22 protein-coding genes and 1 pseudogene are annotated in these 23,091 nt (G+C 61.2%); 12 read left to right on the forward strand and 11 right to left on the reverse strand.

All coding sequences use genetic code 11. The annotated features are described in order from the left end of the window. Nucleotides 1-65: 65 nt before the first annotated feature. Both AC0L2Z_RS19570 and AC0L2Z_RS19575 read right to left on the reverse strand, forming a co-directional pair. Nucleotides 66-278: a hypothetical protein gene (locus tag AC0L2Z_RS19570; protein WP_473629046.1), complete on the reverse strand. Its 213-nt coding sequence runs from the start codon at nucleotides 276-278 to the stop codon at nucleotides 66-68. A gap of 375 nt (nucleotides 279-653) precedes the next feature. Then, nucleotides 654-1,852, reverse strand: a pseudogene (locus AC0L2Z_RS19575) (M14 family metallopeptidase). Nucleotides 1,853-2,316: 464 nt separating this feature from the next. On the opposite strand from AC0L2Z_RS19575, the gene AC0L2Z_RS19580 reads away from it, so the two are divergent. Together AC0L2Z_RS19580 and AC0L2Z_RS19585 are read left to right on the forward strand one after the other, a co-directional pair. Next, nucleotides 2,317-2,832: a DUF1269 domain-containing protein gene (locus AC0L2Z_RS19580; RefSeq protein WP_091595172.1), complete on the forward strand. Its 516-nt coding sequence runs from the start codon at nucleotides 2,317-2,319 to the stop codon at nucleotides 2,830-2,832. Nucleotides 2,833-2,872: 40 nt separating this feature from the next. After that, nucleotides 2,873-3,211 carry a hypothetical protein gene (locus AC0L2Z_RS19585; RefSeq protein WP_473629047.1) on the forward strand — a complete coding sequence of 113 codons (339 nt, stop codon included), beginning with the start codon at nucleotides 2,873-2,875 and terminating at the stop codon, nucleotides 3,209-3,211. Between the two features lie 28 nt (nucleotides 3,212-3,239). Here the strand turns inward: AC0L2Z_RS19585 and AC0L2Z_RS19590 are convergent, their stop codons facing one another. The 7 genes from AC0L2Z_RS19590 to AC0L2Z_RS19620 all read right to left on the reverse strand — a co-directional run bounded on the left by AC0L2Z_RS19590 (nucleotide 3,240) and on the right by AC0L2Z_RS19620 (nucleotide 12,247). Continuing rightward, entirely contained in the window at nucleotides 3,240-4,283 is a 1,044-nt protein-coding gene (locus tag AC0L2Z_RS19590) for an AI-2E family transporter (protein ID WP_473511377.1), read from the reverse strand. Nucleotides 4,284-4,289: 6 nt separating this feature from the next. Continuing rightward, complete coding sequence (locus tag AC0L2Z_RS19595) at nucleotides 4,290-6,125, reverse strand: SLC13 family permease (RefSeq protein WP_473629048.1); 1,836 nt, start codon at nucleotides 6,123-6,125, stop codon at nucleotides 4,290-4,292. Nucleotides 6,126-6,171: 46 nt separating this feature from the next. Beyond that, nucleotides 6,172-7,374: a M20/M25/M40 family metallo-hydrolase gene (locus AC0L2Z_RS19600; RefSeq protein ID WP_473629049.1), complete on the reverse strand. Its 1,203-nt coding sequence runs from the start codon at nucleotides 7,372-7,374 to the stop codon at nucleotides 6,172-6,174. A 51-nt stretch (nucleotides 7,375-7,425) separates the two neighbouring features. Further along, nucleotides 7,426-8,976 (reverse strand): AbgT family transporter, encoded by a 1,551-nt coding sequence (locus AC0L2Z_RS19605; protein ID WP_473629050.1) that lies wholly within the window; start codon nucleotides 8,974-8,976, stop codon nucleotides 7,426-7,428. Between the two features lie 363 nt (nucleotides 8,977-9,339). Continuing rightward, the gene (locus AC0L2Z_RS19610; RefSeq protein WP_473629051.1) at nucleotides 9,340-10,263 is read right to left on the reverse strand and encodes a DUF6492 family protein; all 924 of its coding nucleotides are present in this window, start codon (nucleotides 10,261-10,263) and stop codon (nucleotides 9,340-9,342) included. Then, on the reverse strand, nucleotides 10,260-11,078 hold the full coding sequence (locus AC0L2Z_RS19615; protein ID WP_473629052.1) for a WecB/TagA/CpsF family glycosyltransferase: 819 nt from the start codon (nucleotides 11,076-11,078) through the stop codon (nucleotides 10,260-10,262). Before AC0L2Z_RS19615 ends, AC0L2Z_RS19610 begins: the two co-directional genes overlap by 4 nt. Then, complete coding sequence (locus tag AC0L2Z_RS19620) at nucleotides 11,075-12,247, reverse strand: glycosyltransferase (RefSeq protein WP_473629053.1); 1,173 nt, start codon at nucleotides 12,245-12,247, stop codon at nucleotides 11,075-11,077. Before AC0L2Z_RS19620 ends, AC0L2Z_RS19615 begins: the two co-directional genes overlap by 4 nt. Before the next feature lie 171 nt (nucleotides 12,248-12,418). Between AC0L2Z_RS19620 and AC0L2Z_RS19625 the strand changes: the two genes are divergently transcribed. The 3 genes from AC0L2Z_RS19625 to proC all read left to right on the forward strand — a co-directional run bounded on the left by AC0L2Z_RS19625 (nucleotide 12,419) and on the right by proC (nucleotide 15,648). Further along, nucleotides 12,419-13,417, forward strand: coding sequence for a glycosyltransferase family 2 protein (locus AC0L2Z_RS19625; protein WP_473629054.1), 999 nt, complete (start codon nucleotides 12,419-12,421; stop codon nucleotides 13,415-13,417). Then, nucleotides 13,386-14,705, forward strand: a complete 1,320-nt coding sequence (locus tag AC0L2Z_RS19630; RefSeq protein ID WP_473629055.1) for an O-antigen ligase family protein — start codon at nucleotides 13,386-13,388, stop codon at nucleotides 14,703-14,705. The genes AC0L2Z_RS19625 and AC0L2Z_RS19630 overlap by 32 nt, the downstream gene beginning before the upstream one ends. 127 nt (nucleotides 14,706-14,832) lie before the next feature. Then, nucleotides 14,833-15,648, forward strand: coding sequence for a pyrroline-5-carboxylate reductase (gene proC / locus AC0L2Z_RS19635; RefSeq protein WP_473629056.1), 816 nt, complete (start codon nucleotides 14,833-14,835; stop codon nucleotides 15,646-15,648). 277 nt (nucleotides 15,649-15,925) lie between these two features. Here the strand turns inward: proC and AC0L2Z_RS19640 are convergent, their stop codons facing one another. Then, entirely contained in the window at nucleotides 15,926-17,242 is a 1,317-nt protein-coding gene (locus tag AC0L2Z_RS19640; RefSeq protein ID WP_473629057.1) for an NAD(P)H-dependent oxidoreductase, read from the reverse strand. A gap of 196 nt (nucleotides 17,243-17,438) precedes the next feature. Here AC0L2Z_RS19640 and AC0L2Z_RS19645 point away from each other — a divergent pair, with 196 nt between their 5' ends. The 5 genes from AC0L2Z_RS19645 (at nucleotide 17,439) to AC0L2Z_RS19665 (ending at nucleotide 21,642) form a co-directional block, all read left to right on the forward strand. Beyond that, a complete protein-coding gene (locus AC0L2Z_RS19645; protein WP_287067489.1) occupies nucleotides 17,439-18,686 on the forward strand; it encodes a pilus assembly protein TadG-related protein in 1,248 nt (415 codons plus the stop codon). 56 nt (nucleotides 18,687-18,742) lie between these two features. After that, on the forward strand, nucleotides 18,743-19,132 hold the full coding sequence (locus AC0L2Z_RS19650; RefSeq protein ID WP_287067487.1) for a TadE/TadG family type IV pilus assembly protein: 390 nt from the start codon (nucleotides 18,743-18,745) through the stop codon (nucleotides 19,130-19,132). Between the two features lie 40 nt (nucleotides 19,133-19,172). After that, nucleotides 19,173-19,526: a TadE/TadG family type IV pilus assembly protein gene (locus AC0L2Z_RS19655; RefSeq protein WP_287067486.1), complete on the forward strand. Its 354-nt coding sequence runs from the start codon at nucleotides 19,173-19,175 to the stop codon at nucleotides 19,524-19,526. A gap of 310 nt (nucleotides 19,527-19,836) precedes the next feature. Continuing rightward, nucleotides 19,837-20,556 carry a hypothetical protein gene (locus tag AC0L2Z_RS19660; protein ID WP_473629058.1) on the forward strand — a complete coding sequence of 240 codons (720 nt, stop codon included), beginning with the start codon at nucleotides 19,837-19,839 and terminating at the stop codon, nucleotides 20,554-20,556. A 165-nt stretch (nucleotides 20,557-20,721) separates the two neighbouring features. After that, nucleotides 20,722-21,642, forward strand: a complete 921-nt coding sequence (locus AC0L2Z_RS19665; protein ID WP_023800270.1) for a YihY/virulence factor BrkB family protein — start codon at nucleotides 20,722-20,724, stop codon at nucleotides 21,640-21,642. Nucleotides 21,643-21,679: 37 nt separating this feature from the next. Here the strand turns inward: AC0L2Z_RS19665 and AC0L2Z_RS19670 are convergent, their stop codons facing one another. Further along, nucleotides 21,680-21,964 (reverse strand): DUF3606 domain-containing protein, encoded by a 285-nt coding sequence (locus tag AC0L2Z_RS19670; RefSeq protein ID WP_473629059.1) that lies wholly within the window; start codon nucleotides 21,962-21,964, stop codon nucleotides 21,680-21,682. 225 nt (nucleotides 21,965-22,189) lie between these two features. On the opposite strand from AC0L2Z_RS19670, the gene AC0L2Z_RS19675 reads away from it, so the two are divergent. Together AC0L2Z_RS19675 and AC0L2Z_RS19680 are read left to right on the forward strand one after the other, a co-directional pair. Then, nucleotides 22,190-22,447: a hypothetical protein gene (locus AC0L2Z_RS19675; protein WP_473629060.1), complete on the forward strand. Its 258-nt coding sequence runs from the start codon at nucleotides 22,190-22,192 to the stop codon at nucleotides 22,445-22,447. A 208-nt stretch (nucleotides 22,448-22,655) separates the two neighbouring features. Continuing rightward, nucleotides 22,656-22,856 (forward strand): CsbD family protein, encoded by a 201-nt coding sequence (locus AC0L2Z_RS19680; RefSeq protein WP_023800267.1) that lies wholly within the window; start codon nucleotides 22,656-22,658, stop codon nucleotides 22,854-22,856. The last annotated feature ends 235 nt before the right edge of the window (nucleotides 22,857-23,091 follow it).

Below are 23,091 nucleotides of genomic sequence, written 5' to 3' on the forward strand. Positions count from 1 at the left end.
CGCAACGATCGAGTCCTCAGGCTGAGTCTAACGGAATCCAGACCCTGGAAAGTTAGCCCAAACCATTATCTTCTAAGGCGACGCAGATCGACGACGCGGCCATTGTTCGCGCTCACCGCAATTTCGAAACGGCCTGCGCCGCGCCTGCCGCGATAGACGAAGAACCGCCCGCGGCAATCGACACGTCGAATGTCTCTGAAGCCGCGATTGCGCAAGATTCGCTCGCCGTCACGACAAGTGATGGCACGGCCATTATTGAGGCTGGTGCCGATATTCATGTTTATCGTGACTGCATGGGCGGGCGTTGACGAAACTACAGGGAGAACGAAGCTGAGAGCTACACCAAAGCAAGCGAACAAAAGACGACGCATAAGACTTCCTCCATATCGACGGGCTCTTCGAGAACAATTCGTCGTCGGCTGCCTTGTCAAGGCAAAGACGGTGCCGGTCCATAATTTAGGGACAACCAGACAAAACTCAGGACTCTGTGCTCATGACCTCTCTCCATCGAAGCTAAGATCGAGATGAGTAGAAAACAAAACTTGCCTCCTGTCCGCGTGTTGCCGTCCTTGGCGCCACCGAAAAGGGGGCAGGAACCGGACGCAGGAGCCGGAGTCGGAGCTGGCGCCTTTCTCGGCGCTGTCGCGGCGTACTCACTCTGGGTAAGTTCACCGCCATCCGGCCCCGCCTTGTTGAAAAGGATGAATGCCAAGGGGTCGCCAGGCTCGGACGGTACTTCGCTGCGCTGGCCCGCAATCTCTCCATTAACGCTGCTTGTATATTCCGCGACCACTTCGCCGAAGCTGTTGCGCTGGATGGCCACCTTTTGTCCGGCTTCGACCTTGTCGTTGAGCTTGACCAGATGCTCGATAAACCCGCCCTGGGTTGCCACGACCGGAACCGCGCTGTTGCCTAAGAAAACACCCACGTCCTTGCCTGTCCGTCCCATTGGGCCGGCCAGGATGCCGTGATGCTTGAGGACATTCATCGTGCCCTCCACGAACAGGGGGATCATCTCGAGATCGAGGACGCGCGCAGCGCCGACCTCCGGGCAAAAAGACGGGATACCCGCGTCGACAAACGCGTTATGCAGGACACCGGGATATGTATGATTGTCGAAGATCTGGCCGACCGGGTAGAGTTCCACCATCGACCGTATCTCGGGCACATCCATGCTTGCAATATTGAATGCGGTGACTTCGAATCCGCTTGTCCCAGTATGGAAGTCGATCGCCGCGTCGGCGTTCGGCCGCAGCAGCCGGTTGAACAGCAGCCCGGCGTGCCGGCTGGGCGCGGTGAAGCCGTTCTCGTTCCCGGGCCATTCCCGGTTCATGTCGATCAGGCCGGCGCCCCTGCCCGAATTGGGCCATCTGCGCTGCATGCCCTCCATCGGGCGATGTTCCGTGACCGCCATCACCGTGCCCGACATTTCCGCTGGATCGAGCTGGTTCATCACGGTCAGGACCGTATGCACGGAACTCATCTCGTCGCCGTGCACACCGCTGGTCAGAACGACGCGCTTGCCCGGCTTTGCCCCCTTGGCGACCGCCACGGACACATACCAATACTGTCCGGTGGGCATCTGCACGCCCTGAAAGTACAAGAGGTGCTTCTGCCCGGCTTCCAGGTCGCTGACGTCGAGCGCACTGACGACCTTCTTCCCTTGGATCACTTCGCCGGTATAGACCGTACCCTGAGACCCACCGGATGCGGCGTCGGCAGAGGGAGCCGCTACGTCCTGGGCGGTTGCAGAACCAGCGTTGGCCGCGAAGGCGGCCGCCGCGCCAACCGTCGCGATGGATGCTATTATCAGATCGCGACGGTCGAGGCCTTTTTTGGATAGGTCCGACATGATCAAGTCCTTTTGTGTATCAAGGTCGCTTCGGCTTGAGCGGTCATTGATGGAGAAAGGAACGCTCGGAGATCATCAGATGGACCGTGACCACAGCTTAGGATGCTTCCGCTTCCGTTGTTGACGATAGCGTCTTCTGGCCGCCTTGCCATTGGCCCAGAATTCCAAAACTGTGCCTCTCGTCCTACATCGGACGATATTCTCCAAAGCGCTCCTGTTCCCTCGGCCTATCGCCCGATTTCGCCAGCGACGCCGGCATGATGAAGCGTGAGGCCAAGTTAGTTGCCTCAGGCTGTGGCAAGACTGGAAACGGATTTGACATCAGTCAATCGATTCCCCGGCGCTGCGAAAAAGAGACATGGGGCACATAAGCAGGACTCCATGCCGATTTCTTCAGGTGCTGGACGCCCTAAAATACGGCACCCCCTACGCAGCCCTAATGGCTGCCGTCGACAGGAGCCTCCATGTCAACCCTCATCGTCATTGTTTATCCCACCGAGGCGAAGGCTGAAGAAGTCCGCCAAACCCTGCTCGGTCTACAGAAGGAATATGTGATCAAGCTTGGCGACGCTGTCATCGCCACCAAGACCGAGGCGGGAAAGGTCAAGCTGAACCAGCTTATGAACACCACGGCTACCGGCGCCGTTTCCGGCAGCTTCTGGGGATTGCTCATCGGGATTTTATTCCTCAATCCGCTTATAGGCGTGGCGGTTGGCACGGCTTCGGGTGCGCTTGGGGGCGCGTTGACCGATGTCGGCATCAATGATGCCTTCATGAAAGATCTGTCGGCAAGCATCGTGCCAGGCAATGCCGCGCTCTTCCTGCTGATTCAGGAGATGACCGAAGACAAGGTTCTGAAGCAGATCCAGGGCTTCGGTGGAATCGTCCTCAAGACCTCGCTCGACGAGACCAAGGAGCAGGTTCTGCGCGACGCCCTCAAGCGCCATTCCGCAGAAGCCGGTTCGGCGCCGTCGGCGTAGGCGGCATCGCCGCTCCCGTTCGTGCTGGAGAAAGTGACTGTTGTCCCCGACCGAAACTGTCATAGCCATCGCCATCGAGATGCTCTGCGGCGCGGCGGGGGCACTCGCTGTGCGGTGGTGGTGGCCCAGCGTTGAACTTACCAAGATCGCAGCCGTTCTGGCCGGCATGGCCGGAGGTTTTGCGTTGACTTTCGTAGCTGCGCAGACTCCCGGCATTGGCCACTTGGTTGGGCACGCTGAAAACGCCGCCGATTCCGTCATGCGCGGGCTGGGCGGGCTTACCCCTGCCGTCCTGATCGGGGTCGGCGTATCGGGCCTGCTCGGTGGCGTCGTTCTGATGACTGTTCTCGGTCTAATCCGAGCCCGCGTGAAACGTTAATTTCCGGGGCTGGCTGCTCTTATCGTCCCTATCTACCTTGGGCGCTTCCCACCTCATCGTCAGGGGCGCCTAACAACTGGGCGAGCCACCTAGCCGACGGAGACTGGGCGCAGAAGGTCAGCACTGCAATTGCTATCGGGACCCCGATGAAGGCGCCGAACAGGCCCCAGAGGAACATCCAAAGGAAGACAGAAAACAGCACGAGAAAGGGCGACAGCGCCAACGCCTTGCCGGCCAAACGCGGCTCTACATAACTGCCGATCGCAAACTGGATGAGATTGAGGCAGGCAAAGACGAAAAGTGCGGAATACAGGGATTCGAACTGGGCCAGCGCGTAGAAGGTCGGCAGCAGCGTTGCGACGAACGGGCCGACGAAGGGGATGAAATTCAAAGTGAAGGCGATGACGCCCCACTCCGTGGCAAGCTGCAGGCCAAGCGCCAGGGTAAACACGTAGATCATGCCACCCGTTGCAATGCTCATGATCGTTCGGATCACCAGGTACCGGCGCAGCTTGGCTGCTGTGCGTTCGCCGCCGACGATCAGGATGCGCGCAGCCTCGCCGCTGAAGATGCTGGGGATTTTACGCGCCAGCGGGCCGACCTCGAGCAGGCCGAGCAGCACGTAGATCAGTACCACGATCCAGAACGAGATCGTCGTGTTCAGCCGTGCTGACAGGCCCTGCATCGCCGCCACAGCCCAGCGCACATTGAAATGCTCCGCCCATAGGCCGGCAACGGCGATCCCGTGCGTCTCCAGCCAGGCTGTCGCCTGTTCGTAGAGCGCTTGAAGCCGCGGCGTCTCGGCGATGACGGATCTGCCGATCCGACCGAAACCCCAGGCCACGACGGACGCGAACACGATGAAGACCAGCATGACGAGCGTTACAACAATGGCGAGCGCCAGAAGCTGCGGCAGGCGTGCCTGCAGCCGTTTCTGAACCGGCCAGACGATCGCGATGATAAAGAGGGCGCAGGCGACCGGCGCAATGATCGCGTCGGCGAAATAGAGCGCGGCCAGCAAGAGAATTGCGCAGATGATGCCCAGCAGAACCGGAACCCAGCGGGCATTCATGGCAATTCAGAAGCTCCAGATCATCGGCACTATGAGCACGGCCACGACAAAGAACCAGAGCATGAGCGGTAGACCAAGCTTCCAGTAGTCACCGAAAGCGTAACCGCCGGGACCCATGACCATCAGGTTCGTGGGGGTTGCGATCGGCGTCAGGAATGCTGCGGCCGCCGCCACGGCGGTGCTCATGAGCACGGGACGGGGCGAAATACCCATGGTTAGCGCGGCTGCGACCCCGATCGGGATGACGATGAGAGCAGTCGCGGTGTTGCTGATGAGCTGCCCCATTATGGCAGTCAGCACGAACAGGCCGGCGAGCAGGGCAATGGGACCGGCGTCGCCGACCAGCGACACCAGATGCTCTGCCATCAGTTTCGCGGCGCCTGTCTCGACCATGGCGGTGGACAGCGGCATCATCGCGCCGACAAGGATCACGGTCGTCCAATCGATGGCTCGGTAGGACTGATCGACACTCATGATCCCCGACAGGACGATCGCTCCGGCGGCGAGCAGGCCGGCTACCGCTGGCGGGGTGATGCCCGTGGCGAGGAGCACGACCATCGCGATCAGAATGGCAACGGCCTGGCGGGCACCCGGCCCCATCGGCACCGCCTGACGACGCACCAGTTCGGGCGAATTGACGACCAGGACATCCGGATCCTTGAGGCGGTGATCGAGAGCTTTCCACGTTCCCTGCAGGAGCATCGTGTCCCCGGCCTGCAGCACGATACCTCCTGCATCTCGTGTTGCGTTGGTTGCGACCACCTCTGCGCCGGCGCGCTGCACGGCAAGGACGATCAGGTCGCCGCTCTCGGTGACCATGCCCGGGAAAACGTTCTGGCCAATAAGGCCGGAGCGTGGCGGGATAACCACCTCGGCGAGGCCCGAGCTGCGGTTGAACAGCGTCTCCTCTCCCTGCCCTGGCGCCGCCGACTCGCTAAATGCGAGGTGTTTGTCGGCAGCGAACGCAGCGGCCGACTCGGCGTCGCCCCGCAGCAGCAGGTGATCCCCCTCGGCGATAACAGGTCTGCGAAGCGGGCTGGCCGTTTCACCCTCCTGAACGGCGACGACTTGCAGGTCGGGATAGGTGCCCAACTCGATCGCAGACGCGGGCATGCCGATAAACGGCGAACTTGCGCGCACGCGCATTTGGTAGACGCCGCTGGCAAGGCCGTATTGCTCGACGAGCGTCTTCGCATGGCGGCTGAAGTCGGCAGGCATGGTCGCGCCGTTGCGTTCGGGCAACAGCCGTTTTCCGAACACTATGATGATGGCCATCGTTCCTGCCAGCAGCGGCAAGCCTACAAGCGCGAATTCGAAGAAACCGAAGCTGCCCACGCCGGCGTCGCTGCCCGCGTTCGACACCAACACGTTCACTGGCGATCCCGTCAGAGCCAACTTTGAGCCGGCATGCGCGGAAAAAACGAGAGGCAGGAGCAGCTGGGCCGAACTTCGCTTCAGGCGGACGGCGATGACGACCACCACTGGCAGGAGTGCAGCCACGGCGCCATTGACACTGATCAGCGCCGTAAGGAGCGCGACCATACTCATCGTCAGCAGCAGCAGGCGGGCGCGGCTCTCTTCGCCTGCGCCACGGATCAGAAGTTGCCCGGCCCATGCGGTGACGCCCGTCACGTCGAGGCCGGCGCTGACGATGAAGAGGGAGGCTATGAAGATCACCGCGGGATCACCGAAGCCGCCGAGCGCCTGATCAATCGTCAGGACGCCGGTTGCCCACAACGCGGTGGCCGTCGCCATCGCGACAACGACGACTGGCAGCCGGTTCCAGACGAACAGGACGACGACGGCTGCGATGATGGTGGCAGTGTACGCTATGGGGCTCAATCGCTTGGTTCCTCGCCGGCCCTACGGCCGACCCGCGGCATGACTGCTACTCTTCCAGTGTCGCCATAAGTACGCCCAGGCGGCAGCCCTTCTCGTATTCGGCAAGGTTCACGTATTCCTTGATGGTATGGATCTCGGCCTGGCCCGCACCGATGGTGATGGTAGGGATGCCATGTTTGTCGAGCCAATTTGCATCCAGCCCGCCATTGGAGAAGAGACAGCTGGCCTCGATACCCAGCATCTTCAACGCCTTGATGGCGCGCGTCACGACCGGGCTGTTCTCTGCGAGTTTGAAAGGAGGGTAGGAGGTCTGGTGGCTGAACGTTACTTCTGCCGTCTGGCCCTCATGATCTCTGACCTGCCCCTTCGCCTTGCCGAAGGCATCTGCGTAACCCTTGGCGATCTTCGTTGCGAAAGCTGCCTCGGGGCTGCGAGCCTCTCCCTTGATGGATGCGTAGTCGGTGACGACATTGGTTGCATCGCCCGCAGGCTTTCCATCCCTCCCGCCGAAAATGCCGACATTGCTGGTTCCCCGGCCGTCGGGTTTCACAACCTTGCCGAACCAGCCTGCCTGCCGCGCCTCAGTCAAGGCGATCGCTCCTACCAGCGTCGCCGATATGCCCTTTTCGGGCGCCACGCCAGCGTGGGACGCGCGGCCCTTGATCTCGACTTCCCAGTTTTCCTGTCCGACCGCGCCGATGATCAGATCGGAGGCGAGCTGCCCATCGACATTGATGCACATGACCGGGCCACCGAGATCGGCGGGGTTCAACTCGCGCGCCCCGTGAAGCCCGCTCTCTTCCCGTACCGTGAAAAGCAGCGTGATCGGCGGATGCGGCAGCTTGTGCCTGATGAGCGTTTCGGCAAGCACAACCAGAAGCGCCACACCGGTACGAGCGTCGCCTCCGAGTGCTGTTGTGCCGTCGGAGACGATGCGATCGCCTTCCCTTCGGGGCTTCGCCCCGGCGCACAGCGGAACTGTGTCAAGATGGGTGGAGAAAAGCAGCCTTGGTGCGCTGCGCGTTCCAGGCAGATCTACGATCAGATTGCCAGTTTCGGTTGGCAACGCAATGCGGGTATTGGCGTCATCGAAGCGGATTGCCGAAGCTGACACGCCAACGGCCTTCAGTGCGTCACTGACAGCCGCCGCGATATTGGCCTCGTATCCGGTCACACCTTCGATCGAAAGGAACCGCATCAGGTGCTCTTCGGCGGCAGCGACATCGAGGGGAATCGGAACTTCGCTCATCTTACCTCCTCCACGGTTTGAGTGCTGTTTCGCATCGTGCTGGATCAGCCATTACAGGCCCCATGGGAGGCCAAACGCCTGCCAGCCCGCGAAGAGTGCCGTCCACAGGACGTACATCCACAGGACGTAGGGAAGCATCAGCGATACGATCGTGCCAACGCCTGCGGATTTGTCGTATTTTTGGGCAAATCCAACTACGAGAGCAAAATAGGCATTGAGCGGGGTAATCGCGTTCATCGGTGAGTCACCGACACGATAAGCCGCCAAAACAGCTTCCGGCTCGACGCCCAGTTTCATCAGCAAAGGTACGAAGACCGGAGCGAAGATCGCCCATTTCGCGATTGCTCCAGTCAACAGCAGATCGATGATCGCGACCACGAGGATGAAGCCGAGCAGAAGGGGCAATGCGCCTATGTTTGCAGCTTGCAGCGCACCCGACAGGCTCAACGCCATCACCGTTCCCATGTTGGTGTAGGTAAAGTAAGCGACGAACTGGCTGAGCACGAAGAACAGAAAGATCGTCCCGCCTAGGTTCTTGATCGACTTTTCAATCGCGCCGATGACCTCGGTCAGGGTGCGCAGCGTGCCGGCGCCGATGCCATACGACCAGCCAGTCACCAGGAAGATCAGCATGATCAGCGCGATCAGGCCGTTCATGAAGGGCGAGTTGCCGATCAGCTCGCCGGTTTCGGGGTTTCGTAGCGGCGCCCAAGACGGCAGTGTCAAGAAACAAAAGACGAGGATCAGGCCGATCAGCCCGTATAAGGCATAGCGCAATCCGCGGGATTCTCTTTCGGACAGTCCTGCACTCTGATCGGGAACCGTTCCATCCCCGGACTTCTCGGGCTTATAAACCCCGAGCCGCGGTTCGATCATGCGGTCGGAGATGAATGCGATGATCACCGTCAGAAATAGCACGGATGCTATGGAGAACCAGACATTCGAGGCCAAGCCGATCGATCTGTTGGGGTCGACGAGATGCGCCGCATCGTTCGTGAATTCGACCAGCACTGCATCAAGCGGCTTGATAAGCATATTGACTGTAAAGGCACCTGCCACCGCGGCGAAACCCAAAGCGAGACCGGCAAGCGGGTGACGCCCGACTGCGAGATAAGCGATACCGGCCAGTGGAATCAGGACCAGATAACCCGCGTCGGCGGCAACGCTGGCGATGATGCCGACGAAGGCGAGGATATAGGTCAGGGCCCAGGCCGGTGACACGACCACGAGCTTTCGGATCAGCGCGGTAACGAGGCCGGATTCCTCCGCCACGCCGGCGCCGACCATTGCTGCGATCATCAGCCCGACCGCAGTGAAGCTCATGAAGTTGGGAATGAGCGAGGCATACAGAAAGCGTATGCCTTCAATGCTCAGCAGGCTACGGATCTCGGTGGTCGCCGTTTCAATCTCATGCGTATCCGCATTGATGCGTTCGAACGTCACCGCGGCGCCGAAGGCGCTCAGGAGCGCCGACAAGACGATGACGATTGCAATCAGGATCAGGAAAATGACGACCGGATGAGGAACCATGTTCCCCACTCTTTCGACTGCGTCGAGAAATCTTTGCATTGCGGTTTTTGGAACCGCATTCGCGTTGGGCATCTCGGCCTTCCTCTCTGCAGGACCCGCGCAGCGCGTCCCCCCGGCAATACTCAGATCAAACGGGCTTTGAGCTTAGTCCTCTACTGTGAGGAGTCATGAGCGCAGAATCCAAAGCCTTGGCCGCCTGTCCCGAAATCGCCCGTAAGTCTTTCACGCCCGATCGCCCTGACAATGAAACACAAGGAATGGAACGATCAGCGTAGACTCTGGACTTTAAGCGGATGTGTAAGGGCGGCGGCAATTGCTAGTCTCGGTCAAGGTTCTCGAAGAGCCATGAGCAGCCGTGATGCTTAAATACTTTGGGGTTCGGTCCCGGCATTGTCATGCAGAACCGGGTCGAGGTAATCGCGCTTTTACCCAGCACTAATCGAGCCCGATCAGGCGGCGGATGCGGCCGACATCGGTGCCGATGAAGGACTGCATGCCGATGGCCACCTGTTGCGGCGCCATGGCGGCGACGAAACGGCGGAACTCGTCATCCGACAGCGCCTCGCCCGTCCAGTGGACGCGGCAGAACGCCTCCGAGTCATGGAAATGGCCGGCGCCATCGAGCACGTCGTCGACATAGCGGCCGTAGATCATGCATTCGGAGAATTTGCGCGCCGCACCGATGACTTCGACCCAGTTGCGGCCATGGATCTTCTCGATCCGCGCGCACAGCGCCGTCACGGTTTCGCGGCGCCAGGCAATCAGCGTCGAAATGTAGTCGTGGGTCGAAACCTCCGATGGCTCGATGCCAAGCGCCGAACCGGCATTGCGCGACCAGATGCGATGCTCCTCATGACCGTCACCGGACAGCACGCCGTCGCGGCGGAACAGCCGCACCTTGCCATCGCGCCAGAAGCCGCTGCAGTCGAAAGGTTTTAGGAACGCCACGTCGGAATCGCAGAAGACCAGCACGTCTTCGCCGGTATGCGCCGATATCGCGATGCGGCGAAGCTGCTGCACATGCCAGCCGCGCAGCGGTTTGGTCTTCAGGCTGAGCCAGATGCGCCGGCGGAACAGGCTGAGCGGATCGTCGAAGGCATGCAGCCAGCGCGGCAACAGGTCCCGCTCGTCGACGATGGTGCGGCGATTGTTCTCCAACTGACGAAACAGCGCCACGTCACGATGCTCGACAAGAATATAGTGGTGCGCCACGCCGGAAACGTAGCGGTCGATTGTGTCGCACAGCAGGCGGCAGCGCTCCAAATCCGGCGCATAGCTTGCCGTCACGACCGCCGCCGTCGGCGTCCGGCGGAGGAAATCGGCCTCGGTGTCAGGGCGCGGCACGAACCGGTTGTTCAATGATCTGCTCCGGGGCTTGCTCTGGGGCGAGTTTTGGCAGCAGCGGGCCTGCGCAAGAATTTCTGGCCGATGACGCGCGACAGGAACAGGGGATTGCCGACCACATAGCGGCGCCAGAGACGGCCCGGTTCGATGCACAACCGAAACAGCCATTCGAGCCTGAGCCGACGCATCCACAGCGGCGCCCGCGGCACCGTGCCGCTCAGGAAATCGAGCAGCGCGCCGACGGCGATCGGCAGCGTGCAGTGGCGCGCGTCGATGTGGCGCGCGATCCATAATTCCTGGCGCGGCACGCCCATGGCGACAAGCAGCACGTCCGGCCGCAATCTGGCGATGCGATCGACGATTGCCGGCTCCTCGGCGGGAGAGAAATAACCGTCATGGATGACGACGAACCGGTGCTGCAACGCGAGCGCTGCCAGCTTCTTCGACGCCGCCTCGGCGTTGACACGGGTCGCGCCGAGCAGCCCCACGGTCAGCGGCCTGGCGGACGCCTGCAGGAAGGCAGGGATGAAATCGGTGCCGTTGAGATTGTCCGGAAACGATGCTCCGTAAAGCAGTTTCGCCGCCAGATCGACGCCGACGCCGTCCGGCAGGATGAGAAAATCGTCGAGCGCCTCGGCAACGACCGGGTCCGTATAGGCGACATTGGCGTTGTGCGCGTTGAGAAAGGTGACCTTGGTGAAGCGCCGCTCTGCAATCAACCGGGTCAGGTGCGCGACCGCATCGTCCCAGCGGATGGCAAGGACCGGGATGCCCAGGATCGATTTCAAGCTGTCGGCCCCGAAAACGGCGCGGGCGTTGTGCACATTCATGCAAACATCTCCTGGCCGACAGGCCCGAGCTTTTCCAGGCCGAGCCTGATTGCGGCATCGAGCGCCTTCAGCTGCCGGCGGTGGAAAGCGCTGCCGTCGACGTCCCCGACATCGGCCACTGCTGCTTCAAGGGCGCCGGCGAAGGCGACCGGATCATCGGTCACCACGCAATTGACCGGGCGATGGTCGATGCCGCGCAGCGAATGGCTGGTGGCGACGGAAGGCAGGCCGAGCTCGAAGGTTTCGATGGTCTTGAGCTGCACGCCGCTGCCGGAGGTGCTGATCAGCGGGATGACGGCGGCGCTGCGCACGAAAGCCTGCGCGTCCGGCACGCGGCCGACGAATTCGACGCCGGGATGCGCGGACGCGAGGCCGGACGGCATGCCGCCGGCAATCCTGACCCGGAAATCGGGCCTGAGATGCGGCACTACCTTTTCCAGGAACCAGTCGAGGCCGATGCGGTTCGGCTGCCAGGTCCAGGTGCCGATCAGCGCCGCGTCGCAGTCGATGCGGCGCGGGGTTTTTTGCACCGGCGGCTCGGCGCAGGTCACCAGCGGCAGCACCGCCGAACGGTCGTCGGAGGCGACGCCGAGCGCTGAGCGATCTTCCTCGGCCAGCGTGAAGACGAAGCGTGCCCGGCGGCAGAGCCGTTCTTCCACAGTCTTGAGCAGCCTTGCCTCACGGCGAAACAGCAGGCGCTGGAAAAGGCCGCCGGCGGCAGCGGCGTTCTCACGCGCCGAACGATGCTCGACATTGTGGGCGACGAAGATCGACCGCCGGTCGCCGAAAAGCCTTTCGAAGGCGCCGGCGAACTGCACGGAATTCAAGACGTAGCCGTCGAAAGGGCCGGCGCGTTTGACGGCGGCGCGGACCTCGCTGTCGTTGACCACGCGCAGCTTGACCGACGCGAAAGTGAGGCCGGAGAGCATCGCCCTTGCAACCCAGGCGAGCTTTTGCAGCGATGAGGCGGTTTCCGTGCGCACATCGACGGCGCCGAGTACGATGGTGTTTTGCGGATCGCTCGCAGGCTTGCCCGGCCAGGTGAAGCCGATCACCGTGACCCGCGCGCCGGCGCGCCGCAACGCGGCGATGATCGCGGCATTGGCGATCTCGTAGCCCGAGGCAAGGGCCCCGTCGGGCACGATCGATGTGGCGAACAGCAGATGCATCTCACCTTCCAGCGCTGATTGGTTAGCAAGGCGCGGTGAAGCCTTGATTAAGTGAAGCTATCTGGTGGCCCGGCGTTGCCGATTTGCCGGCTTGTCCGCGAAGGTGATTAACGAAACGTTATCACCGCGATGCTATCGAGAGCCAAACTCACCATCCCGGGCTGGACACGGATGATCCCTTTGCCATCGGACGGATCGGTATCGATCGCAGGGCGGTCGCCGGGACTTGTCGCCGCTGCCGTCGAGGCGGTCGTTACGCTGCCGACCTTCAAACGGCCCGAGCAACTGCTGGCGACGCTTGCTTCGCTCCAGGCCCAGGAAACCGACAGACGCTTCGCAATCATCGTCATCGAGAACGAAGCCGAGGCGCGCGCCGGCGCCAAGGCGGCGCTGCCGCTGTTCGAGCGCGGCGCCATTCCGGGCATGGTGATCGTCGCGCATGAGCGCGGCAATTGCAGCGCCTACAATGCCGGCTGGCAGACGGCGATCCTTCACTTTCCTGACTTCAGCCACCTGCTGGTCATCGACGACGACGAGATCGCCGATCCCCAGTGGCTCGAGCGCATGTGCCAGGCGGCCGAGACGATCGGTGCCGACATTGTCGGTGGTCCGCAAATGCCTGTGTTTCCCAACGCGGCCCATGCCAAATGGGCCGAGCACCCGGTCTTTGCGCCACCTTATCGGCAGACCGGGCGGGTACCCGCGCTGTATTCCTCCGGCAATTTGCTGGTCGGCCGCAACGTGCTCACCGCCATGGGGCCGCCCTTCCTCGACCTGAAATTCAACTTCATGGGCGGCGGCGATTCCGATTTCCTGAGCCGGGCGGCACAAACAGGTTTTGTGCTTGGCTGGTGCGCCGAAGCGCAAGTGCATGAAACAGTTCCGGCCCGGCGCATCGAGGCCGACTGGATCCGTGCCCGCAGCCTGCGCAACGGCGTCATCTCGACACTGGTCGAGAAGAAGAAGCGGGCCGGCACGCCGTTCGCCGGCACCAGGGTTTTCTTGAAGAGCCTGGCGCTGCTTGCCGTCTCGCCGTTTCGCGGCGCGGCCAGGCTGGCGCGGACGGGGTCGTTGGCGACGGCCTTATACCCAATCCATGTCGCTGTCGGGCGCGTGCTTGCCGAATTCGGATACGCCAATGAGCAATACCGGCAGCCTGAGAAGAACTGAACGCGCGCCGCTTAGCGCGGCCTTCACACGCGACGGTGTCGCGACCGCGGTCGCCGCGCTGCTGTTCACCGTCATCCTGGTGTCGTTCCGTCCGTTCCAGCCGGCCGGCGCCGCAACGACCGGCGATGGCGGCGACATCGTCAACCAGCTCGGCTTCGGCTCGCTTGGCGCCATCTCGGTCTTCTCGCTCGTAGCTTTCGCCGACCCGCGCGTGGTGCGTTCGCTGCTCAGCCCGTCCTGGCTGCTGATGCTGGCTTTCCTGATGTTCTCTGTGGTGATGGCAACCGATCCGCCGTCGGCCATGCGCGCCGCCTTCTTCACGCTGATCGGCATTTTGACAATGGTGACGATCCTGGCGCTGCCGCGCGACGCCGAAGCTTTCTCGAAAGTCATCATCTTCACCATCGTCGTCATCATGGGCCTGTCCTATATCGGGCTCATCGTCTTTCCAAACGAGGCGCTGCACACCGCCGCGTCGCTGGAGCCGGAACATGCCGGCCTGTGGCGCGGCGTGTTCACCCACAAGAACATCGCCGGGCCCGTCACGGCCTGCTTCAGCTTCGCCGGGCTGTACCTCTACCGGCGCGGACAGCGGCTCTGGGGCGCATCGATCTTTTGCGCAGCGATGATCTTCATGCTGCACACCGGTTCCAAGACGACGGCCGGACTGGTGCCGTTTTCGATCCTGATCGTTGTGCTGCCAAGCCTGATCGGCATGCGGCTTGGCACGCCGATCCTGTTCGCGCTGGCCATCATCGCCGCGGCGATCGGCACGCTGGGCATCGTCTTCCTGCCGCCGGTGAAGCATCTGGCTGCACTCTATTTCCCCGACCTGACCTACACCGGGCGCACGACTCTTTGGGAGTTCGCCGGCGAGATGCTGGCGAAGCGGCCGTGGACCGGCTATGGCTTCGAGAGCTTCTGGGGCACGCCGCTGCTGTTGAACCAGGACCAGCCTTTCGACCGCGCCTGGGACATCAGAACCATCGTGCACGGCCATAACGGCTATCTCGACATCGCGGTGCTGATGGGCATCCCGGCTTTGTGCGTGGCGGTCTACTCGTTCCTTGTCGCGCCGCTGCGCGATTACATGCGCATTCCCTTGCGCAAGGAGAACATCTATCTGGGGGACTTCTTCATGATGGTGGTACTGTTCGCAGCGCTGAACGCCTTCCTTGAAAGCTTCTTCTTCCATCGCGCCGACCCGGTCTGGCTGTTCTTCGTGTTCGGCATGTTCGGACTGAGGCAAGTGTCGCTGCGGCCGATGGCGGTTCGTGGTCCGTCCTGATCCTCCGTCCCAACAGGGCTTCCCCGCCCCGCCACGAACGTCTATGGGAAGCCATCTTTTGGTTTGAGCATCGGATTTTGCCAAAACCGGTACCCACTTTTGGGTCCGATGCTCTGCGGAGGCTCCAATGACGATCAAGCTTGTCCTCGCCGGTTGCGGCAATATGGGCTACGCCATGCTTTCCGGCTGGCTGAAATCGGGCAAGCTCGCCGCGGCGGCGGTTTTCGTGGTCGAGCCCAATGCCGATTTGCGCAAGCGCGCCGAAGCGCTGGGCTGCAGTGCTGCCGCGGATGCCGGCGGCATTCCGGCAGAAGCGGTGCCGGCCCTCGCCGTCATTGCGGTGAAGCCGCAAGTGATCCGCGACGTGACCGCCGCCTACAAGCGCTTCAATGATGGCCGCACCACCTTCCTCAGCATCGCCGCCGGAACGCCGGTCGCCACTTTCGAGGCTATTCTGGGCGATCGCGCGCCGGTCGTGCGCTGCATGCCCAACACGGCGGCGGCGATCGGCAAGGGCATGATGGTGGTGTTTTCCAACCGGCTGGTCTCCATCGATACGAAACGTTTCGTTGCTGATCTGCTTTCGGCGAGCGGTGAAGTGACCGATGTCGACGACGAGGGCCTGATGGACGCGGTGACGGCGGTGTCAGGGTCTGGCCCGGCCTATGTCTTCCATTTCATCGAAGCACTGGCGGTGGCTGCCGAGACGGCCGGGTTGCGAGCCAAAACCGCCAGGCTGCTGGCCGTGCAGACGGTCTATGGCGCCGCCTCGCTCGCCGCCGAAAGCGGCGAAGATCCGGGCGTGTTGCGCCAGCAGGTGACCAGCCCCAACGGCACAACGGCGGCCGCGCTTGCCGTGCTGATGGGCGAGGACCGGCTGACAAAACTGCTCACCGAAGCGGTGGAGGCGGCGCGGCTGCGGTCGATCGAGTTGGGGAAGTAGCGGCGGCTTTGCGAGTCGCCGGCGGCGAAGGTCGACGATCAGTTGCAATAACAAACGTTCCGTAACGATCCTTCGCGCCCCCCTCTGTCCTGCCGGACATCTCCCCCACTTGGGGGGAGATCGGACGTCACGCCGGCTTTCGCCTATCTCCAACATCGCAGTGGTGAGTGGCCGCCAGAAGCTGCCAATCTCCCCCCAAGTGGGGGAGATCCCAAGTTTTGGCAAAGAGGGCAGGACAGAGGGGCGCGCTGTCCCGCCGGCATCAAAATTCTGCGCATTACCCCGCCCCGTACAGCATCTCGTCCTGCAGCCGGCGCAAGGCGAACAGCCTGGTGGTCGGGTCGGGCGCGGCATTGGCTGATGTCAGCAGCTCGCCCTTGCTGACCGGCCTCAGCGCCCTGCCGCCTTCGAGCAGGCCGACCGGCACGGCGCGGTTGGCGCGGGCCTCCTCGACAGTCATCGTCCAGGAGCGGTAGCAGGTCTCGCCGATGGCGTCGAATTTCTCTCCCGCCGCCAGATCGCGCTTGGCCACGGCGCAGACCTCGGCAACTGGCCTCGGCAGCGGCACCATGTCCGGCTTGCCATAGAGCGCGATGCGCGCGGCGGTGAGCGGCACTTCCAGCGAGGTCAGATGATAGGGCCGGAAGAAGCTGTAATAGGGTCCATGGCCGATATGCAGATCGTCCATGCGCTCGATGATGCGCGGATGCGTCGCCTCGACGATGACGAACACGCCGGGCGCCACGCCTTTGCCGATGGTGTAGTCGACGACGCCCTTCCTCGACAGGATGCCGCCGTCGGCGCGCGGGATGAGCACCTTGGCCAATTCATCGCGGTCGGCCTTGGGACCGTGCATGCCGGCAATGTCGGGCACCAGCCCGGTGGCGTTGGCGATGGCGCACATCTCGACCATGGTCTTCGAGCCGTCGACGAACTCGACCAGCATGCGCGGGTTCATGTTGCGGCGCAGCGCTTCCGCGCGATAGTCGTCGGGCACCGCGTCGTGGTTGAGCGGGTTGTTCTTGCCCTTACCGGCCGAGACGATGGTGTAGCCGAGTGCTGCGGCGAACTCGATCAGTTCCATGCAGCTTGACGGCTCGTCGCCGGCGCCGACCGAATAGACGACGCCGAGCCGGTCGGCCTGCTGCTTCAGATAGCAGCCGATGGTGACGTCGGCCTCGACGTTCATCATCACCAGATGCTTGCCGTGCTCCATCGCCATCAGGTCGAAATCGGCGGCGACGCCGGGTTTGCCGGTGGCGTCGATAACGACGTCGATGAGCGGATTGGTGACCAGCATCTCGTTCGAGGTGATGGCGATTTTTCCGCTCTCGATCGCCTCGCTGACTTTCGACGGCGTATCGGCCTCCCGTGCCCTCGCCTCGTCGCCATAGGCGATGCGGACGGCATCACGCGCCGTGTGCGGGCGGCGGGTCGAGACGGCGCACACCGAAATGCCCTGCATCAGCATGCCTTGCGTCACCAGGTCGGTGCCCATCTCGCCGGAGCCGATGACGCCGATGCGCACCGGACGGCCTTCCGCGGCGCGCTTGGCGAGATCGCTGGCAAGCCCGGTCAGGGCGACATTGGTCATGCGCAAGTCCACTGCTTTTGATTTGAGGGGGAATAGCAGGGAACGGTAACCTTTTGCCAACGAAACCGGCAGCCGTCGGCAATTTGTTGCGCATGACCCCGGGAAAAGGAAGAAGCTGGCTCAGTGTCGGCGGATGGCGAGGAGCGCAGCTAACAAATCGAGTGAAATTCTTAGTCATTCCTTTATGCATCTTTGCTTGAATAAGAAAATGGGATTGAGTGGCGGTACCTTCAGGCGTTCTTTCAGCTGTCTGCGACGAATCGGCGAGAGCGGCAACGTTGCTACTATTTTTGCCCTATCTTTGCCGATTGTTGTCGGCGGAGCGGGCCTCGGTGTCGAAACTTCCTATTGGTATTATAGCAGCCTGAAGCTACAGGCGGTGGCGGATGCGGCAGCCTATGCCGGCGCTTTGGAGAAAGTTCGGGGATCCGACAAGCCAACGATTGTCTCGGCCGCGTCGCTGTCAGCGACCACGAACGGCTGGGGACCATCGACCGGCACAATCGAGGTCTTCACGCCTCCATCGTCCGGACCGAATGTCGCAAAAAAAGCGGTCGAGGTCATCGTTCATCAGAACCTCGATCGATTTTTTACATCGATATTCACGCAAAATGCGGTTGTCGCGCAGTCAAGGGCGGTGGCTCTTATCACGGATGCTTCAAAAGCCTGCATTTTGGCGCTCAGTCCTTCCGCTTCGAAAGCGGCACTCTTTTCCGGCAGTTCGACCACAAAACTGATTGGCTGCTCCGTAATGTCGAATTCGATGGCTTCGGATGCCATCAAACTTCAGGGATCGGCCAGCCTTGATACCGATTGCCTAATATCGGCAGGCGGTGTTTCGTTGAGCAACGTGGTGACGACCGTTTGCGCCAGCCCGATAACCCAGGCGTTGCCCGCTGCCGATCCTTTTGCCGACCTGCCGGCGCCACCGGCCACGAACCCCTGTCAAAACAGCAATCAGTCGACCTTGCAACCTGGAACATACTGCAAGGGACTGACCTTGAGCGGCAATGTAACGCTCTCGCCCGGGGTATACGTCATTCAGGGAGGCGATTTCAAAGCGAGCTCGAATGCAAATATTTCCGGCGAAGGAGTTATCATCTATCTGGCCGGCACCTCCGGCGTCAGCATGAACGGCACGGCCACTGTCAAGCTTAGCGCACCGACGTCAGGCACCTATTCGGGTGTGCTGTTTTACGGCGACAGAGCAAACCTGGCGGGATCGAACACGTTTAATGGCACGGCGGATTCGCTTTTGACAGGCGCCCTGTATTTTCCAACACAGGAGGTCGATTACCTCGGCAATTTCTCGGGCAAAAGTGGTTGCACACAGGTCGTCGCCAGGACCGTGCAGTGGTCTGGGAACACAAGCATCAACCAGGATTGCACGAGCCTCGGGATGCGAGAGATTCCGGCGACGCAGTCCGTTCGGCTTGTCGAGTAATCTTCGTGAAACGGCGACCAGTCCGAATTTTCCGGAGCGATTCGGGTGTTGCTGCGGTGGAGTTTGCACTGGTTGTGCCGATCCTTTGCCTGGTACTTCTTGGCGTCATCAACGGCTGGTCTTTCGTATCAAGCTCGTTGTCGATGCGTGCAGGCGTCAAAACGGCAGCAAATCTTGTGATGCAAGGAGCAGCCAACGACGCGGCCACCCAAGCCGTTGGCCTTTCGAGCTGGGAAAACCGCCCCGAGGACGCGCAGGTTATATTGGCGCGCAAATACATGTGTGGGAGCACCGTGGCCGATCCATCGATGCTGTGCGACGATTTGAAAGTTCCCTCCGTCTTCGTTGAAATACAAGCGACGGCCACCTGGTTCCCGCCCTTCAGTTTTGGCGTGTTTTCCTTCTCGCGCGAACTCAGTCATCAACAGGTGATTCGTGTCCGCTAAATGGAGAGCATTCTCGCGTAATGGATCAGGCGGAGCTGCGTTGGAATTCGCGCTGATCGCACCTTTTCTAATAATACTTTTGTTCGGTATCTTCGCATTCGGCTGGGCTCTGAATGCCATGTCCAGCGTTCGCTATACGCTGGAAACGTCCTCGCGGGCGCTGCAGATGAAGAACTCGCTGACCGAGGCCGAAATAGAGGCCATAGCCACAGAAAAATTGCTGGGTTTGGGATTGAAAGATGTCGATGTGACGATAGCAATCGACCCTCCCAGCGGCGGCTTCCGCATGGCGCATCTCACGGCCAGATATGCTTTCGTGATCGAGTTCCCGTACTTCGACCAATATCCGATCAATTATGCGACAACTGTCACAGTTCCGTTGGTCGGATCGTGAGAGCGTCCAACAGCGCCTTTACGCAACAGGCGGTGGGGCGCCGATTGATTCGTTAACACCGCGGCCGCGGGATGGCGGCTGGTCAGTGGCGTGAGCGAACGGGTCGTCTCGCTGATGGCTGCAAAGACACGTCTGGACAGTACAGCCAACGCCGGACTTTGCCCCGTCAGGTTCGCCGCGCTTACGCCGTCAGGGCACCGGCAGGTGGCCGGGCATTACGAAGCGGCAACTCGACAACGGTCCAGTCTTTCAAATTGAGTGAAATCACGATTAATAGAGAACCGGCACAAGACAGATGGGCGAGACACATATGGCATGGGATGAAAGAAAGATCGGTTACGGCAAGGGCCACTATTTCATTCAAATGGGCCTTGCGCTGCTGGTGCTCGTCTTTCTGATCGCCCTGCCGCTCGCCTTTCTTCCCGAAGATATCAGGAAGTTCTACCTCAGCGAGGGCGGTCCCATCGAAGTCTTCTCGGCCGCCGGTTACCTGATCGTCGTGGCGACGCTTGTGCGGGAAATGTCCTATCGGGAGCTGCTCAAGCGCTGGTATCTCGTTGCCATCTCGATCGCGATGTGCCTGCGCGAGCTGGATTTCCATGCGCATTTTACCACCCACAACATCACCAAGACCACCCTCTACATTTCGCCTGACGTTCCGCTGTTGGAAAAGCTGATCGGCGCGACGGTCGTTATCGCCCTCGCCGTTGCCTTCTATTTTCTCCTCAAAGACGGCCTCCGTAGCTTTGTGCACGGGCTCCGCCACGGCGAAGCGACTGCCGTTGCCATTGCCGCCGCTATCGGTTGCGCCATCCTTTCGAAGGTCATCGACGGGGCGCCGTCAAATCTCACATTTCTCGGCATCCATCTTGCCCGGAACGATACCTCGACAGTGTTCGAGGAAATCCTCGAATTGGGGATTCCGGTCTATCTGGCCATCGCGGCATTCGCGGCCTTCCCGACGCAGGATGGTCTCACAAGAAGAGCCGCGGGGCAGGTCGCGCCAAACAAGCCGGGATCCGTCACCTGATTGCTCTGCACAGAGGATTTGGTTCTTCGACTGAGCCTGAAAGGGACTGTGAGCGGTCGCTGCCGAGCGACCTCCAGCTCCCAATCCTATAGAGGTTTGCGACCTGCCACGGTCTGGTCCGCCGCGGCACTGCCTCTATTTGCTTGAGAAGCAGGCGAGGCAAACATGTGGGATGTGGCGAAAGAGGGCTGGACGCTCCTTAAGGAGAGCATTGTCGGCTTCATCAATGACAATGCCTTGAGCCACGGCGCAGCGATGGCGTTTTATGCCACGACCTCGCTTGCGCCGATCCTGCTCATCGTTGTCGCCATCGCAGGCATGGCCTTCGGAAACGATGCCGCACAACTGGCGCTTTCGGCCCAGCTGGCGGGCCTGATGGGTCCGCAGAGCGCCGAGCTTTTGCAAGCGACAATCGAGAACGCGTCACAAAAAGAGGCGGGAACTCTTGCCAGCATTTTGGGGCTCGTCACGCTGTTGGTTGCCGCATCCGGCGTCTTCGGCGAAATGCAGGTTGCCCTGAACGAGATCTGGAAAGTCAAACCGGTTGGCACATCGATTTCACGGCTCGTCCGGGCGCGCGCTGCCAGCCTGGGTCTCGTCGCGGCGCTTGGCTTTCTGCTGCTGGTATCCCTCGTCGTGAGCGCTGCAATTTCGGCGCTTGGCGATATCATCAACGCATATCTGCCCTTTGGCACCCTCATCCTGAGCGCAATCAACGGGATCGTGTCGTTTGCCATGATCGCCCTGTTGTTTGCGGCAATCTACAAGATACTGCCCGACCGCGCGCTGCAATGGCGCGACGTAGGCGTCGGCGCCGTAGCGACGGCGTTTCTCTTCACGATCGGCAAGTCACTGATCGGCTGGTATATCGGGACCAGCGCCATCGCTTCGTCATACGGGGCAGCCGGTGCACTGCTCGTCGTGCTGCTGTGGGTCTTCTATTCGTCCGAGATCTTTCTGTTGGGCGCCGAATTTACACGAGCCTACTCGGTTCGATATGGCAGCCGGTCCGACCTGGAGGCGACCATTGAAGCAAGTAAATCGCAAACAGAAGCCGGCGACGGCGGCCAGGATCGAAAAGTCTAAAACGAAGTCGTCGGCTAGATTGTTTTCCGCAGTCCGCTCACTGCGTCCCTAAGCCATTTCCAGCATCAACACTGGCGCTGAGACGCCCGGCGCGGCGCCCCGAGGCGAGCATGGCCTTGGGGACATCCGGTCGGAGCGACGCGCGAAGCTCCTTCGCCGCAGCCACCAGCCTGGCGCGGTTGCTTCCATATCTCTTGATCAACTGATGGACTTGCTCTGGGGTGATGCCGTTCTGTCGGGCAAAATGCCTTACCATATAAGCTTCGCTGCCGGAGATCCGATCCCGGTGGCGGGGATAGAGCTTCGCCGCGTCGGCTGTCATGCTTACTCTCCTTTGGTCACGTTTGCTCACGATGTACGATTGGCCAACGCAAAACGGGCGAATTCGTTGCCGCATGCGACACCAATGCAGTTCGCTTTTTCGCCGCAGGCCCGAGCGCCCGGCCAAAGCAATCGGGTCGAAGCACGTATCTGGTTAAGTCCATACGTTGATTTGTCGAGACTCAGCCCTCAGGCACGCGCATGATAGGGGCAGGGAGGAAAAGCCATGCGCGAATTGCCAAAGAGCATTGACGCAGACGTTGTCATCGAAATCAGCAGGTTGCTCGACGACCGTGCGAAGTCGGCACCAGTGCCAGTCCACAAGCTTGCCTCGATGATCTCGAATAGTCTCGAGACCGATCTGCCGACAGCTTCCATCGAAGAGTTGATCGTTGAAATGGCCATGACCCGCCAACTTCCGATGCTGTTCGATCTGCCGGGGGCGGATGCAGACAACGTCATAGCCTTGGCGCGCGCCAGCTGATCCGGCTGAGGGACCTTTCCGGCGAGTGTGATTTTCAAGACGCGGATCGTTCCCGTCCTGCTCCAATTCGCCCCGCTGGCTCCGGCCGGCGGCGTGTTTGCCGCGTCGCCAATGACAATCGTCATCGGCAATAATCGTCATGGCGATCCGCTGTTTGGGAACATGTGGTGTCCAGTTGCATTTCCTCTAGACAACAAAGGAGGAATTCATGAACTGGGATCAAATCAAGGGAAAATGGATGCAGTTCAAAGGCCAGGCCAAGGAGCAATGGGGCGACCTTACCGACGATGACCTTGATCGCATCGAGGGCAATCGTGACCAACTCGCAGGACGCATTCAGGAGCGGTATGGAATCGCCAAGGAAGAGGCAGAGCGCCAGGTAGACGACTGGTCCAGAAGCCTCACCTGAGTCTTCAATATCCAGGCTGCGCCGTCGATCGGCGCGCCTTCGTCGTCCTAGCTAGGGCGAAGCAAGGAGCGAAGCGACGCGGCGCAGACCCTAGGATCCATGCCGTTACCTCAGAGCGTCACGACGGTGCAGAACCGTTGATGGCGGAGGGAGGCGCCCCCCTCTGTCCTGCCGGACATCTCCCCCACAAGGGGGGAGATTGGCAATGTCACTGTGGGCGCCCTCTTTGCGACGT

The organism is Mesorhizobium sp. WSM4850 (assembly GCF_055811735.1).

Excerpts from the sequence above, each read along its gene's own strand:
- AC0L2Z_RS19570 (WP_473629046.1), bottom strand. The coding sequence starts at position 278 with ATGAATATCGGCACCAGCCTCAATAATGGCCGTGCCATCACTTGTCGT.
- AC0L2Z_RS19580 (WP_091595172.1), top strand. The coding sequence starts at position 2,317 with ATGTCAACCCTCATCGTCATTGTTTATCCCACCGAGGCGAAGGCTGAA.
- AC0L2Z_RS19590 (WP_473511377.1), bottom strand. The coding sequence starts at position 4,283 with ATGAATGCCCGCTGGGTTCCGGTTCTGCTGGGCATCATCTGCGCAATT.
- AC0L2Z_RS19600 (WP_473629049.1), bottom strand. The coding sequence starts at position 7,374 with ATGAGCGAAGTTCCGATTCCCCTCGATGTCGCTGCCGCCGAAGAGCAC.
- AC0L2Z_RS19605 (WP_473629050.1), bottom strand. The coding sequence starts at position 8,976 with ATGCCCAACGCGAATGCGGTTCCAAAAACCGCAATGCAAAGATTTCTC.
- AC0L2Z_RS19615 (WP_473629052.1), bottom strand. The coding sequence starts at position 11,078 with ATGAATGTGCACAACGCCCGCGCCGTTTTCGGGGCCGACAGCTTGAAA.
- AC0L2Z_RS19620 (WP_473629053.1), bottom strand. The coding sequence starts at position 12,247 with ATGCATCTGCTGTTCGCCACATCGATCGTGCCCGACGGGGCCCTTGCC.
- AC0L2Z_RS19625 (WP_473629054.1), top strand. The coding sequence starts at position 12,419 with ATGATCCCTTTGCCATCGGACGGATCGGTATCGATCGCAGGGCGGTCG.
- AC0L2Z_RS19630 (WP_473629055.1), top strand. The coding sequence starts at position 13,386 with ATGAGCAATACCGGCAGCCTGAGAAGAACTGAACGCGCGCCGCTTAGC.
- proC (WP_473629056.1), top strand. The coding sequence starts at position 14,833 with ATGACGATCAAGCTTGTCCTCGCCGGTTGCGGCAATATGGGCTACGCC.
- AC0L2Z_RS19640 (WP_473629057.1), bottom strand. The coding sequence starts at position 17,242 with ATGACCAATGTCGCCCTGACCGGGCTTGCCAGCGATCTCGCCAAGCGC.
- AC0L2Z_RS19660 (WP_473629058.1), top strand. The coding sequence starts at position 19,837 with ATGGCATGGGATGAAAGAAAGATCGGTTACGGCAAGGGCCACTATTTC.
- AC0L2Z_RS19665 (WP_023800270.1), top strand. The coding sequence starts at position 20,722 with ATGTGGGATGTGGCGAAAGAGGGCTGGACGCTCCTTAAGGAGAGCATT.
- AC0L2Z_RS19670 (WP_473629059.1), bottom strand. The coding sequence starts at position 21,964 with ATGACAGCCGACGCGGCGAAGCTCTATCCCCGCCACCGGGATCGGATC.
- AC0L2Z_RS19675 (WP_473629060.1), top strand. The coding sequence starts at position 22,190 with ATGCGCGAATTGCCAAAGAGCATTGACGCAGACGTTGTCATCGAAATC.
- AC0L2Z_RS19680 (WP_023800267.1), top strand. The coding sequence starts at position 22,656 with ATGAACTGGGATCAAATCAAGGGAAAATGGATGCAGTTCAAAGGCCAG.